Source organism: Amycolatopsis sp. NPDC089917, assembly GCF_040684635.1.
In the GTDB taxonomy this organism is placed as follows: domain Bacteria; phylum Actinomycetota; class Actinomycetes; order Mycobacteriales; family Pseudonocardiaceae; genus Amycolatopsis.
The window spans coordinates 41,257-54,892 of the sequence record NZ_JBFBGL010000041.1 but is presented as its reverse complement, the minus strand read 5'-3'; the positions used below and the strand labels follow the sequence as shown (position 1 = coordinate 54,892).

The 13,636-nt window shown below is 68.3% G+C and carries 13 protein-coding genes; 5 read left to right on the top strand and 8 right to left on the bottom strand.

The window, feature by feature from the left end:
- Positions 1 to 3: 3 nt before the first annotated feature.
- Entirely contained in the window at positions 4 to 1,293 is a 1,290-nt protein-coding gene (locus AB0N89_RS27200; protein WP_364209652.1) for a PLP-dependent aminotransferase family protein, read from the bottom strand.
- Positions 1,294 to 1,695: 402 nt separating this feature from the next.
- On the opposite strand from AB0N89_RS27200, the gene AB0N89_RS27195 reads away from it, so the two are divergent.
- On the top strand, positions 1,696 to 2,493 hold the full coding sequence (locus AB0N89_RS27195; protein ID WP_364209699.1) for an AfsR/SARP family transcriptional regulator: 798 nt from the start codon (positions 1,696 to 1,698) through the stop codon (positions 2,491 to 2,493).
- Between the two features lie 111 nt (positions 2,494 to 2,604).
- On the opposite strand, the gene AB0N89_RS27190 is transcribed toward AB0N89_RS27195, so the two are convergent.
- Genes AB0N89_RS27190 through AB0N89_RS27160 form a run of 7 tightly spaced genes read right to left on the bottom strand, consistent with a single transcriptional unit; the run spans position 2,605 to position 9,625 of the window.
- Complete coding sequence (locus tag AB0N89_RS27190; RefSeq protein ID WP_364209649.1) at positions 2,605 to 2,859, bottom strand: acyl carrier protein; 255 nt, start codon at positions 2,857 to 2,859, stop codon at positions 2,605 to 2,607.
- A gap of 28 nt (positions 2,860 to 2,887) precedes the next feature.
- Positions 2,888 to 4,147 (bottom strand): ketosynthase chain-length factor, encoded by a 1,260-nt coding sequence (locus AB0N89_RS27185; protein ID WP_364209646.1) that lies wholly within the window; start codon positions 4,145 to 4,147, stop codon positions 2,888 to 2,890.
- Positions 4,144 to 5,418, bottom strand: a complete 1,275-nt coding sequence (locus AB0N89_RS27180; protein WP_364209643.1) for a beta-ketoacyl-[acyl-carrier-protein] synthase family protein — start codon at positions 5,416 to 5,418, stop codon at positions 4,144 to 4,146. Before AB0N89_RS27180 ends, AB0N89_RS27185 begins: the two co-directional genes overlap by 4 nt.
- A 16-nt stretch (positions 5,419 to 5,434) precedes the next feature.
- Positions 5,435 to 6,445, bottom strand: a complete 1,011-nt coding sequence (locus AB0N89_RS27175; protein WP_364209640.1) for a class I SAM-dependent methyltransferase — start codon at positions 6,443 to 6,445, stop codon at positions 5,435 to 5,437.
- 34 nt (positions 6,446 to 6,479) lie between these two features.
- Entirely contained in the window at positions 6,480 to 7,253 is a 774-nt protein-coding gene (locus AB0N89_RS27170; RefSeq protein ID WP_364209637.1) for a cyclase family protein, read from the bottom strand.
- Between the two features lie 30 nt (positions 7,254 to 7,283).
- The gene (locus tag AB0N89_RS27165; RefSeq protein WP_364209634.1) at positions 7,284 to 8,027 is read right to left on the bottom strand and encodes an SDR family oxidoreductase; all 744 of its coding nucleotides are present in this window, start codon (positions 8,025 to 8,027) and stop codon (positions 7,284 to 7,286) included.
- The gene (locus AB0N89_RS27160) at positions 8,024 to 9,625 is read right to left on the bottom strand and encodes an FAD-dependent oxidoreductase (protein WP_364209631.1); all 1,602 of its coding nucleotides are present in this window, start codon (positions 9,623 to 9,625) and stop codon (positions 8,024 to 8,026) included. The genes AB0N89_RS27165 and AB0N89_RS27160 overlap by 4 nt, the downstream gene beginning before the upstream one ends.
- A gap of 154 nt (positions 9,626 to 9,779) precedes the next feature.
- Between AB0N89_RS27160 and AB0N89_RS27155 the strand changes: the two genes are divergently transcribed.
- The 4 genes from AB0N89_RS27155 to AB0N89_RS27140 are packed head-to-tail and all read left to right on the top strand — an operon-like array spanning position 9,780 to position 13,630.
- Positions 9,780 to 11,354 (top strand): class I adenylate-forming enzyme family protein, encoded by a 1,575-nt coding sequence (locus tag AB0N89_RS27155; protein ID WP_364209628.1) that lies wholly within the window; start codon positions 9,780 to 9,782, stop codon positions 11,352 to 11,354.
- Positions 11,355 to 11,381: 27 nt separating this feature from the next.
- The gene (locus tag AB0N89_RS27150; RefSeq protein WP_364209625.1) at positions 11,382 to 11,684 is read left to right on the top strand and encodes an antibiotic biosynthesis monooxygenase family protein; all 303 of its coding nucleotides are present in this window, start codon (positions 11,382 to 11,384) and stop codon (positions 11,682 to 11,684) included.
- A gap of 36 nt (positions 11,685 to 11,720) precedes the next feature.
- A complete protein-coding gene (locus tag AB0N89_RS27145) occupies positions 11,721 to 12,743 on the top strand; it encodes a methyltransferase (protein WP_364209622.1) in 1,023 nt (340 codons plus the stop codon).
- The gene (locus tag AB0N89_RS27140; protein ID WP_364209620.1) at positions 12,740 to 13,630 is read left to right on the top strand and encodes an SRPBCC family protein; all 891 of its coding nucleotides are present in this window, start codon (positions 12,740 to 12,742) and stop codon (positions 13,628 to 13,630) included. Before AB0N89_RS27145 ends, AB0N89_RS27140 begins: the two co-directional genes overlap by 4 nt.
- Positions 13,631 to 13,636: the final 6 nt, after the last annotated feature.

Below are 13,636 nucleotides of genomic sequence, written 5' to 3'. Positions count from 1 at the left end.
GCTTCAGTCCAGCAGGTTTGCGACATCCCGGTCTGGCGGATTCGCGACATCGACGTCGCGGGGCGAAGACGCCCTGATGAACCCGGCCAGTCGCCGGATGCCCTCCTCGAGTTCGTCACGGGTCAGCGAGCTGAAGCCAAGCCGGATGATGTTGGCTCCGCCGTCACCGACGTAGAACATCCGCATCGGCGCCCACACCACACCGTGATCGCGGGCCGAGGTCTCCAGGGCGGGGTAGCCCGCGTCGAACGGGACCTCCAGGAGCAGGAAGAACCCGCCACCCGGCACGTTCCATCGCACACCGTGCTCGGGGAACCGGGCTTGGGGGAAGTGCTCTTCCAGGCAGCGCACCGTGGTTTCGAGATGCCCGACGTAGAGGTCGGCCAGTTCACGGGTGGCTTTGCGCAGGCTGTGCCCGGCTTCGGCGAGCAACCCGCCGATCAGCGCTTGTGAGACGCCCGCGGTGTTCACCGTGAACATGCTCTTGACCTTGGCCAGTTCTTCGGCGAAGGGCCTCGGGTCACCGGTGCCGCCGAGCACCGGCTGATCGGCGACGAGGTAGCCGACCCGGGCACCGGGGAAGGCGGTCTTGGCGAAGGAGCCGAGGTAGATCACCCGCTGCTCGGTGTCGAGCGCCTTAAGGGTCGGGATCTCCTCGCCTTCCCGGCAGAAGAGCCCGTACGGGTTGTCTTCGAGGAGCAGCAGGTCCTCGTCGCGGGCGACCTCCAGCAGCTCACGCCGGGTCTCCAAGGACAGCGAGTGCCCGGACGGGTTGGAGAAGTCGGCGGTCACGTAGCAGGCGACGGGACGACGGCCCGCGGCCTTGACCCGCCGCGCGACCTCGGCGAGCGTCGCCGCTTCGAGCCCGTTCTCACCCTCCGGGACCGGTTCTATGTCGATGTCGAGCAGTTTCGCTGCCCCGGCGATGCCCACGTAGCAGGGGGAAACGGTGAGAAGCACGTCGTCCGGGGAAGCGAACAGGCCGCGGAGCGCGATCATCATCGCCTCCTGGCAGCCGTGCGTGATGAGGATCGACTCCGGTCCGACGTGAATGCCCTCGTCCGCGTTCAGCATGCGGGCCACCGCGTCGCGGATCACGCCGTTGGTGGGGCCGTACTGGAATACCGCCTTCTTGACGCGTTCCTCGGGCAGCCCGCGCGCCAGCGAATCGTCGACGAATCGGTCGAGATAGCGGTGCAGGTCGGCGAACTCGAAGAAACCCTCGTATGGCCTGCCGGAAGCGAACGACAACGCCTTCGGGTAGCGGAAGGACGTCTCGCTAAGCAGGCGCATCGAATCCATCCGGGGATCGGCGACACCAGGATGCAAGCAGGACAGGTGCAGGCCTGAACTCATCGGTAGCCTTCCTTCAGAGCTGGACAGTGCGGATTCGGCTGAGTAGGGTCCGGCGATTCGCCGCGATCCCCCAATGCGACTGTTCCAGGGCTCGCTCGAATACGGGTATCGCAATACTCGAAGGCAAAGTGACGCGCCGTGGTCCAGCTCACCCGCGCTGGTCTTTTCGAGTGAGCAGTCTTGTCTGCCTGGATAAATCCTTGACCCGCACTGGTGGTGTTCGTATACATGGAAGAGGGTCTTCTGCGGGGTTAATGAGACCTCTATCTGGAATGTGCATTGTTTTCCCGATTAATCCGGATAGTAAACGTGGAAATTATTCTTTGGGGGTTGACTTTCGTGCATATCGACCTGCTCGGTCCATTGGTGGCGCACCAGGGCGGCATTTCCTTCGTGCCCACCGCGGTGAAGCCGAAGAAGGTTCTGGCCCTGCTCGCACTGAACGCGAACCGGTTCGTGCACCTGGGGGCCATCGAGAACGAGCTCTGGGGTACTACGCCGCCGAAGAGCGCGCTGACCACCATCCAGACCTACATCATGCAGATCCGCAAGCGAATGGACGCCGCACTGGCCGACGGCGGGTCCTCGGCGAAGGATGTCCTGGTCACCGGAACAAGCGGCTACCGGTTGCGGATCGCGGCACCCGCCCTGGACGTCGCCCGCTACCAGGATCTCGTGGCCAGGGGTGAAGCTGCCCTCGTCTCGGGGGAGTATCGCCACGCGGCTTGCCTGTTCGCCGACGCGCTGGCCGTCTGGCGGGACGACGCGCTGGTCGACGTGCGCCACGGGCCCGCCATCGAGACGGAGGTCAGGGAGCTTGAAGCGTCTCGGACGCTCACCCTGGAACGCCGCATCGAAGCCGAACTCCGGCTCGGCCAGCACTACGGCGTGCTGACCGAGTTGACGGTGCTGACCAGGCGGCATCCCTTCAACGAGAACATGCACGGACAGTTCATGCGCGCGCTCTACCGTTCCGGGCGGCGGGCCGAGGCGCTTTCGCTTTACCGGCGGCTCCGGGAACGGTTCATCGGCGAGCTGGGTATCGATCCCTCTCCCTGGCTGCGAGAGCTGCACCAGGTCGTCCTCAACTGTGACGACTATCGGGACGAGGTGTTCTCGCTGGGGTCCCCGGCGTGAAATCCGCCTGCCGAAATGGACAATCAAGACAATTCCGATAATTCATCGAGTGACGAGTAAAGCGATTCGGCGGGATCCCCGATCATCGGGAGTCCCGCCGAATGGCTGTTCCTATGCCGATTCGGCGACGGCGAGCGCTTCATTGACCCGATCCAGCAGAAATCGGGGGGTGGTGGCTTCGGTTACGACGTCGTCAGGGAGCGAGATCCCGTTCTCTCGTTCTATTCGGCCGACCGTGTTGAATAGGGCGAGCGAGTCGTATCCGAGTTGCTCGAAGGGGGTGTCCAAAATGTCCCCATCAAGGTCGACGCCTTCCTCCTCGCCGGCGCTTTCCCGGAGGACGGAGGTCAGTTCCCGCAGGTTCATCTCGTTCCTTTCTCGTGGCGAAGATGGCTTAGTCCGCCCGGCGGAGGACCATCGCGGAGTTGAACCCGCCGTGTCCCCTGGCGAGCACCACCGCGACCTGCGGCGCAGTCGCCCTCGGCTCGTCGCGGACGAGGTCCAGCAGGTCGGGGTGTGCCGGGTGTCCGATATGGATGGTCGGCGGGACGACGCCGTCGCGGAGCGAGAGCGCCGCCGTCGCCAGGTCAAGGGCTCCGCCGCCGGCGAGCAGGCGGCCGGTCATCGTCTTGGGCGCGGTCACCGGGACGGCTCGCGGCCCGAACACACCCGCGATGGTCTCGGCCTCGACGGAGTCGAGGCTGGGCAGGCCACTCGCGTCAGCGAAAACGACGCCGACCTCGTCGGGTCGGGTCCTGGCCCGCTCCAGCGCCAGGTCGATGGCCCGGCGCAGAGCCGGACCCCGGCCGGAGCCGGGGCGCGGGTCGAACGTCGCGGCATACCCGGCGATTTCGCCATAGCTCCGGGAAACGCCTCTCGCCAGGGCATCCGCCCGGTCCTCGATGGTCAGCAGCGCCCCGCCCTCACCGGGCGCGTGCCCGTTCGCATGGCTGTCGAAGGGGCGGTATCCCTCCGCCGCGTCGGCGGCCGTGGTCAAGCCACCGGAGGCGATCATGCAGATCCATCCCCACGGGCATAGCGAGCCGTCGACCCCGCCGCTGACCATGAGAGACGTCCCGAGCCGCAGCCGCCGGACCGCCTTGGCGACCGCGTCGAGCCCGCCTGCCCCTTCGGCGACGACGGCGCCGCTCGCGCCGCGGATGCCATGCCGGATGGAGATCTGCCCGGTGTTGACCGGGTAGAACCAGGCGAACGACTGATAGGCGCTGACGTATGAGCCGCCCTTGCTCCACAGCGCTTCAAGCTCCCGCTGACCGAACTCGAAACCCCCGCCCGAGGCCGCCGTCAGCACGCCGACGGCGTAGTCCGGCAGTTGGCGGGGATCGGCGCCCGCGTCGGCGAGGACCTCGTCCGCCGTGATGAGGGCGAGCCGGGTCATGTGGTCGGTCTGCGGCAGGAGCCTGCCCGGCAGATGCCGTTCGGGGACGATGTGGGCCTGGCCGGCCAGTCGGGCCGAATAGTCGCGGGTGTCGAATCGGGTCACCGGTCCGATGCCGCTCTTCCCGGCCAGCGTCGCGGCCCAGTACTCCTCGACGCCCAGCCCGGTCGCGGCGACGACGCCGAGCCCGGTCACCACCGGCCGGACCGTCCTCGGGGCACCGCCGGTCCGGGCGGTCTCAGTCGCGGCCGTCATGGCTGCCGCCAATCCGGCGCGGTCAGCACGATCGCGCTTTGGAACCCACCGAACCCGCTGCCGACGCTGAGCGCGACGTCGACCCGGCGTTCCCTCGCCGCCAGCGGGACGTAGTCGAGGTCACAGGCGGGATCGGGTTCGTGCAGGTTGGCCGTCGGCGGGATCACCCCGTGTTCGATGGCGAGCGCGGAGGCGGCGATCTCCAGTGAACCGATGGCCCCGAGCGAATGCCCGACCATGGACTTGATCGAGCTGATCGGGACCCGGTACGCGTGCTCGCCGAGCGCGAGCTTGTACGCGCCCGTTTCGTGCCGATCGTTCTGTTTGGTCGCCGAGCCGTGGGCGTTGACATATCCGAGATCGGCGGGCTCCGTCCGGGCCCGCGTCATCGCGCCGTGAACGGCATCCGCCAGTTCACGGCCGTCGGGCCGCAGGCCGGTCATGCTGAACGCGTTGCAGCGCGATGCGTAGCCGCCGACCTCGCAGTAGACGTGCGCGCCTCTGGCCAGTGCGCGTTCCCGTTCCTCGAGGACGAAGAACGCCGAACCCTCACCGAGCACGAACCCGTTGCGCGTCCGGTCAAACGGCCGGGACGCGGTGTCCGGCTCGTCGTTGCGGGCGGTCGTCGCCTTGATCGCGTCGAAGCACGCGGTGGTGATCGGCGAGATCGGCGCGTCGGACGCGCCGGCGATCATCACCTCGGCAGAGCCGTCGGCGATCAGATCGGCGGCGTGCCCGACGACGTCGATCCCCGACGTGCACCCGGTCGACACCACGCCGACCGGTCCCTCCGCCTCGACGAGCCAGGCGACCTCCGCCGCCATGGACGACGGGACGAAGTAGTCGTACAGCTGGGACGAGCCGAGCTTTTCATCCACCAGCCAGTCACGGCCGCCGCGGCTGACCACGCCGTACTCGCGGTCCAGGCTCATCGTCAGCCCGACGGCCGTCCCGGTGAGCACACCGGTGGACGTCGGGCCGAGTTCGCCGAGCAGGCCGCTGTCCAGCACTGCCTCGCGGGCGGAGACCAGAGCGAACTGCGTGGCCCGGTCCCAGCGTCCGACGTCCTCCGGGGCCAGCCCGGCGGCGACCGGGTGGAAATCGCATTCGGCGGCGACGCGGGAACGGAACGAGCTCGCGTCGAACAGCGAGATCGTCCGGGTGGCGGTCCGGCCCGCGGTCAGCAGGTCCCAGAACTGCTTGGTCCCGGTGCCGCCCGGCGCGACGACGCCGATCCCGGTCATCACCACTCTTCTTTCCTCGGGATGCATGGGTCTCCTCGCCTTATCAGGCCTTCTCGGCGATGAAAACGGTGTGCTGCGCTTTCGGGCCCGTGTACCTCCGCGTGCCTGTGAACCCGCTCGCCGCGAGCATCCGCTCGTAGGTCTGGATCGAGTGGGTCTCGCCGTCGTGCGTCTGTACGAGCATGCTGACCGAGAACAGGAATGGCATCGGCGTACGCGCCGGATCCGCACCCTCGGGGAAAGTGTGGCCGACGACCGCGATCCGCCCGCCCGGCTTCACCGCGGCGGACAGTCGTTCCAGCAGCCCGGTCGCGGTCTCCTCGGCGAAGTGGTGCAGCACGTTGGTGAGCAGGACGAGGTCGTATGGACCGCCCAACGGGACCGAGAACATGTCGCCGGGAATCAGTTCGAGCCGGTCGGCCAGCCCGGACCGTTCGGCGTTGCGCCGCGTGTGAGGCAGGACGTTCGGCCAGTCCAAGCCCCAGATGCGGGCGCGCGGTTCCCGGCGGGCGAAGGCGAAACCATACGATCCGTGACTGCACGCGACGTCGAGGACGTCCACGCTCTCGCGGTCCTTCGCCCACGGCATCAGCTGGTCGGCGAGCAGATCCGCGGCACCGTTGTTGAACCAGGTGGTGTGCTCCGCGAAATCCTCCCAGTAGTCCAGATCTGGGGTGAGGTAGTGCTCGTCGAGTACGGTGCCGCCCTTGCGGACCGAGTCGGTGAGCCGCTTCTGCGCGTCCCACTCCCAGTCGCTCGCGCCGAGCCGCACGGCTCCGCCGAAGTACTGCGGGCTGGACGTCGGCAGATAGTTTTCGCCGCCGGGAGCGAGCCGGTAGCCGCTGCCCGCCTTCGTCAGCAGCCCGATCGCGACCAGGCCGTCGAGCAGGATCCGCAACGCCCGCGCGTCCACGCCGAGGGTGGTGGCGATCGCGCCGGAATCGGCAGGGGCGTCCACCATCGTGTCGAACAGCCGCAGATCGATCGCGGTGCGCAGCATGGCGGTCTTCAGATAGCCGCGGGAAATCTCGTGCAGCGTCTGCTTGGTGATCATGATTGCCTTTCCGTTTTCCTGGGGGTGGAGGGGTTCAGGACTCGACGAGGGCGGCGGCGCGGGCCCAACCCGCCCCGGCGCCGGCGATCTTCACCGGCAGGCAGAGCACGGTGAAGCCGGTCGCGGCGGGCAGCGCGGACAGATTGGCCAGCCGTTCGATCTGGCAGTACTCTCGGCGTCGTCCGGCGAAATGCGCGGGCCACAGCACGTTCTTGTCGTGGGTGCGCCGGTATTCGCCGATCATGTGGCCGAACGGGGCGTCCAGGCTGAACGCGTCGGTGCCTATCACCCGCACCCCGAGGTCGAGCAGAAGGTTGGTCGCCGGACCGTCGAGGCCGGTGAAATCGGTGAAGTACTTCGGGGTCCCGGCGAACTCGTCCGCGCCGAACCGCAGCAGCACGATCTCACCCGGCCGGGGGCGGTGGCCGATCTCTTCGAAGGCCGCTTCGAGGCGTTGGACGCCGACCGTGCCGACGGGTTCCTCGCCCAGATCGAGCAGCACCCCCGAGCCGATGAACCAGTCGAGCGGGAGTTCGTCGATGTGCCGGGGCCTGCCGTAGGCGGCCTTCGAGCCGTAGTGAGACGGCGCGTCCACGTGAGTGCCGGTGTGCGTGGTCAGGGTGAGGGTGTCCAGCGACAGCAGTTCGCCGTCCGGCAGATCGGCCGGGTCGAACTCGACGCCGAACTTCTCCGCCATCGCCTCGGCCATGTGCCGCCCGCCTTCTTCGGGCGAGAGGATCCGGTGCTCGACCGGATCTGGTTCCCACTGCCCGGCGTCGACCGGGGTGGACAGGTCGATGATCCGCATGAGTCTCCTCGTATCCGTTCGTGATCGGTGTCAGGCGAGCAGGGAGAGCCCGCCGTCCACGGTGAGCACCTGTCCGCGCAGTGCGGCGGCTTCGGCCTGGCAAAGCAGGAAAACGGCGTCCGCGAGTTCTTCGCGACGCGCCAGCCTGCCGGTCGGGGTTCGGACGGCGACCATCGCCGATATCGGGTCGTCGCCCTGTTCCACTCGCTCGTCGAGCTTCCCGCCGGCGACCGCGTTCACCGTGACACCGCGCGCCGCCAGGTCGACGGCGAGGTAGCGGACCAGGTTCTCCAGCGCCGCCTTGGCCATGCCGAGCCCGACGTAGCCGGGTATCACCGAACGCGCGCCCAGGCTGGACACCACCACGACGCGTCCGCCCTCCGCGGGGAACAGGTCGGTGAGTTTCTTGGTGCCGTACAGGAACGGCCCGAGGGCGACCCGCATGTCCGTCGCGCAGGACTCCGCGTCCAGATCGGACGACGCCATCGGGTGATAGGTGGCGGCGTTGTGCACGAAGACGTCGAGCCTGCCGTGCTTCTCACGGATCCCGTCGAGCAAGTCGTCGACCCCGGCGGCGGCGCTGATGTCCGTGCGGACCGAGGTGACTTTCCCCGGCAGCACGGACAGCGCGCGGACCACGGCCGCCGCACCGGTGTCGTCCTGCGCGTGGGCGATGATGACGTCGCAGCGCTCGGACGCGAGTTTTCGTGTGATGGCGAGGCCGAGCCCCCGGTTCCCGCCGGTGACGACGGCGACTTTCCCGCGCAGGCTCATCGGCTCGCCTTCGGACGCAGGTGGACGTCGCTCAGCACCGAGGTCAGGTCCGTGCCCGCGAGGGTGCCGCGTGCGGCCAGGTAGCCGTCCGGCCTGATCAGGAGGAAGTCACCTTCACGAGCGTCGAGCCCGCCGCGCAGGAGGTCGCCGGGATCGGTGAGCCGATGCGGAAAGGAGTCCACTGTGGATACAGTGCGGACCGACACGGCACCGGAGAAGTGTTCGTCGATCTCGGCCAAGGTGTCCTTGAAGCCCGCTTCGGTACCCGGGAACGCCAGCAGGGTCCAGCGGGGATCGGCGAGTTCGGCGCACAACGCCCGCCAGCCGGGAGAGGCCTGTTCGGTCTCCGCCGAGCAGCCGACCCGGTCGCCCGCCTGCAGCCCGTCCGCTTCCTTGACGCCCTGGCTCAGCGGACTCTCCCGGTAGTGCAGGGCGAGTCCGGACATTCCACGCAAGATCTTGCGTTCGATCCTGCGCCTCAACGGCGTGACCCGCTTGAGTATGCCGAGCCCGACCGGGAGCAGCACTGGTGCGCCGAAGTTGCGCAAAGCGATCAGCGCGGTCGCCGTCTTGGTGGAACCCAGCAGGACCTCGCCCACCGGGACGCGTTCCACGCCATAACTGTCCAAAAGAGACTCTTCCGCTTCGCCGCGGACGACCTGCGCCAGCTTCCAGCCGAGGTTGTGCGCGTCCTGGATCCCGGTGTTCATCCCTTGCCCGGAGGCCGGGCTGTGCACGTGCGCCGCGTCCCCGGCGACGAAACAGCGGCCGGACCGCATGCTCGGGATCATCCGCTGCTGGATGGTGAACGCCGAGACCCACGTCGGTGTCGAAACTTCCACAGGCTTCCCCAACGCGAGCCTCAGCTTCCCGGCGAAACGGGCGCCGACGGCGGCGTAGTCGCCGGCGTTGTCGACGTCGGCGGTGTCCAGCAGCCGCCACTTCCCCGGAGTGGCGAACGGGACCAGCAGCACGGTGCCGTTCCCGGTGTGCAGCCAATGGAGGCTGTCCCTCGGCAGATCCAGGTCGATCATCGCGTCCGCGACCAGCCAGGTCTCGGTGGAGTCGCCGAGCAGTTTCAACCCGAGGCTCCGGCGGACGAAACTGTGTGCCCCGTCGGCACCGACAAGCCACGGGACGGCGAGCTTCTCGGTGCCGCCGTCACGGCTCAGGTCGACGGTGACGCCGCGCGCGTCCTGGCCGAGCCCGGTCACCTCGCACGACCATTCGACGTCGGTCCCGAGTTCGCTCAGCCGCTTGCGGAGCACCTCCTCGGTGAAGACCTGATCAATCTGCAGGGTGAACGGGAACCTGGTCGGGAGTTCGGAGTAGTCGGTTCCGAGCCGGGCCAGCATCCGCCCGCCGCGGTGCATCGAGAAATGCCCGACCCGCTGCCCCCGCGCCAGCAGCTCCTCGAGCACGCCCATCTGGTGGTAGACCTCGAGAGTCCTCGCGTGGGTCGCGGTGGCGCGGCTGGTGGGCGCCGGGCCGTCCGCCCGGTCCACCACCCGGACGCCGACGCCGCGGCGGCGCAGTTCGTGCGCGACGGTCAATCCCACCGGTCCCGCTCCGACGACGAGCACATCGACCGTGTCCATCACGTTCCTCCAATCGGCATGACGCCAGCCTCACCGCAGCTGCTCTAGTCCGGGCACAACGGCGGTGGAACGTCGCGTCCTCGGTGTTCGACCCGTTTTCCAGTCAGTGCTGTGAGCCTGGAATCCGCGAACGGAAACCGGCGGAAGGACGGCCATGGCGGCGGGTGTGGAGAAAACGGGCGATCGGACGGTTTCGGGCCCGGGCCTGGATGCCCTCGGCTCACTCACCTGCGGGCCGAGGATCGACGATCTCCTTGCCCGGGCGGCGAAAACGGCGCCGGAACACATCGCCCTGCGATCGCCGGACGCCGCCGTCACATACGGAGAGCTGGACCGGCGGGTGACCTCTTTCGCCGCCGCGTTGTGCGAGCCGGGGGTGGACGCCGGGGAAACCGTCGCGCTGGCCGTCGGCCTCGATCTCGCCTTCGCCGTGGCCTATCTGGGGATTTCCCGGGCGGGGCGGGTGAGCGCGATCGTGAACCCGCTACTGCCGGACGATCGGCTGGCTGGCTCACTGGCCCGATCCGGTGCGACCACCGTCGTCGTGACTCCCCCGGTGTACCGGCGGCTGGCCGCCCTGCGGTCGGGTTTCCCGGCGGTGCGGCGGATCGTGCTGACCCACCGTGACGCCGAACTGGACGCCGAAGGGGCATCTTTGTCCACAATGGACGAACTGATCGCAGCGGGCTTCAGGTTGCCCGAGGTCACGGTGGGCGAGGTGGCCGCGCTCCAGTTCACGAGCGGCACCACCGGCCCGCCCAAGACCGTACGGCTGACCCATCGGAACCTGACCGTGAACGCGGCACAGACCGCGTACGGGAACCGGCTTTCCGGCACCTCGGTGCTGTTCAACTTCCTGCCGACTTTCCACCCGATGCACCTGACCACCGGGATCGCGGCGGGAGCGACGCACGTCCTCTTCCCAGGGAAGGATCCGGTCGAAGCGGTCCGGTTCGCCGCCGAGGCCGGTGCGACGCACTTCTACAGCCTGCCGATCCGGTTGTCCCAGCTCGCCGGCGATCCGCGGCTGCCGGGCCTGAAGGTGCCGACCCTGCGCGCGATCCTGTGCGGTGGCTCGGCACTCCCGCCCGCGGCCGCCGAGACGCTTTCCGCGCGGTTCGGCGTCCCCGCGATGCAGGGCTACGGGCTCGCGGAGACATCGCCGTCGGTCACCCTCGGGGATCCGGACCTGCCGAAGCCCGGATCGTCCGGGGTGCCCGTGCCGGGTACGGAGTGCCGGGTGGTCCATGTCGACACTGGATCGGTGCTCGGGCCGGGAGAGAAGGGGGAGATCCAGGTCCGCGGGCCACAGCTGATGAAGGGCTACCTCGGCGGCCCCGACCTGGCGCCGGGTGACTGGTTCGCGACCGGTGATATCGGCCGGTTCGACGACGAGGGCCATCTGTTCGTGGTGGACCGGATCAAGGACGTCTTCAAATGCGACAACTGGCTGGTCGCGCCCACTGAGATCGAGCGGGTGCTGAAAAGCCATCCCGCCGTCACGGACTGTGTGGTCTTCGACCGGCCGGACGACCTCCACGGCGCGGTCGCCTGCGGAATCGCGGTCCTCGCCGAACCCGTCGAGGAGGACGAACTCCTCCGGTTCGTCAACGTCCAGGTCGCCGAATACGAACGGCTGCACGAACTACGGCCGGTATCGGAGATTCCCCGCTCGCCCAACGGAAAGATCCCCCGGCGCGCACTGCGAGACCGGTTCCTTGCCAGTTGAACTCGAGAAACCGAGAGAAGGAGAGCGATGTTCCACTTCATCAACCGTTTCACCGTGACCGGCGACCACGCCGAGTTCCAGCGGATCCTGGGTGACATCAACAAGTACATGTCGGCGCAGCCCGGTTTCCGCAAGCACCGGCTCTACCACTCGGCCCGTGACTCACGGATCTACGTCGAGACGGCCGAATGGGAAAGCGCCGAGCTGCACAAGAAGGCGATCAGCGGCAACGAGTTCCTCGATGGCGTCAAGCAGATCATGGCGCACGCGACGGCCGAACCCGCTCCGTTCACCGTCGTGCGCGAGAACAGCGCCGCCGGTGTCCGCTGACCCGTTTTCCCGTCCATACCGCGAAAGGCGGTCCTAATGACCAGCACAGTTCCCCCCGCCGTGCGGCAGTTGCGGGAGATGGCCCTCAGCGCCGCGTGGGCGGCGTCGATCCGCGCCGCCGCCAAGATCGGAGTCGCCGACGCCCTCGGCGACGAGCCGGCCCCGGTCGACGATCTCGCCAAGGTGGTGAAAGCCGACCCGGAGGCGCTCAACCGGCTCCTGCGGGCGCTCGCGTGCCACGGCATCTTCGACGACCGCGGCGACGGATGGTTCGCCCACACCGACGTCTCCCGGTTGCTTCGCGACGATCACCCGAACAGCCTGCGGTACATGACCCTGTGGGCCACCGAACCGTGGACCTGGGAGCTGTGGGCGCGTCTCGACGAGGCGATCCTCTCCGGGGAGAACGTCTTCCAGTCCTTGCACGGCAAGGACTTCTTCGACTACCTCCACGCCGATGCCCCCGAATCGGCCGAGGTGTTCGACAAGGCGATGACCCAGGCGAGCAGGTTGTCGGCCCGGCGTCTCGCCGAGACACTGGACCTGTCCGGCGTCGAGACCGTGGTCGACATCGCGGGCGGACAGGGGCAGGTGCTCGCGACCCTGCTGGAGTCCGCTCCCCATGTCCGCGGGGTGCTGTTCGATCTGCCCGAGGTGGTGGCGAACGCCGATCCGAGGCTGGACGAGGGTGGCGCGCTCGCCGCCCGCGCCGAACTGGTGGCGGGCGACTGCCGTCGCAAGGTCGGCGTGCCCGCGGATCTGTATCTGCTCAAGAACGTCCTGGAATGGGATGACGACAGCACCGTCGACACCCTGCGGAATCTCGCCGTCGCCGCGAAACCGGGCGCGCGCATCGTGATCGTGGAGAACCTCATCGACGGCAGCCCCGAATCGCGGTTCACCACCGCGATGGACCTGTTGCTGCTGCTGAACGTCGGCGGCAAGAAGCACACCCAGGACGGGCTGCTCAAGCTCGTCTCGATGGCCGGGCTGCGGGTCGAGGAGGTCCGCCCGGTGAACGCGTACCTGCACATGGTCGTGGCGACGGTGGCCTCGTGAGCGGCGAGCACGCGCTGGTGCGGGCGGAGATCGACTCGCCCGCCAAGGTGGTCTACGACCTGCTGACCGATCTGCACACCTGGCCGTGGCTGTTCCCGTGGATCCTGCACACCGAACGGCTGGCCGGGGACGGGACCGAGGACATCGTCCGCTACTGGGGCGTCACCGCGGACGAGACGATCCGGACCTGGGTGTCCAGCCGCCGTCTCGACCCGGCAAGGCTGCGGATGGACTTCACTCAGCAAGGGTCCGTCGGCGAGGTGACGCGGCTCAGCGGTTCGTGGACCTGCGTCGAGCTGCCCGGCGGCGGGACCAGGGTCGAATCCGACCACGAGTTCGAGGTCGGAGAGGGAGTGTCGAAGGAGAAGGTCGCGGCGATGTTCGCCGGACGGGGAGAGGTCCAGGTGGCGCGGCTGCGTGAATGCGCCGAGCGCCAAGTGGACGTCGAGCGCCGTATGTTGTCCTTTGTGGACAAAATGTTCATCGCGGCGGACGCCGACACGATCTTCACCATCCTGGAGGACGCCGGCGCCTGGGCGGAGCGGCTTCCCGGTGTCCAGCGTTCGGACGTCGTCCGCTCGGAGGCGGACGTGCGGTTCGTCGAACTGGAGACCGCGGCCGGTGCGAGCCGGTCCGCGCGGCTTTCCCTGGCGGAGAAGCGGAAGGTGGTCTGGAAGCAGCTGGCCCCGGCGGACGGCCTCGGTCTGCGCGCAGGGCACTGGGAGTGTGTACCCACGCCCGAGGGCACGATCGTGCACGCGACGCAACTGGCGATCATCGAACCGTCGGCCGAGCCCGTCGAGCAGGCCCGGCGCCGGGTGCGCCGGGACCTGACGGGGGAGAGCGTCGCATTCCTGACAGAGGTGAAGGAGACCACGGAGTCCTGACCGGAC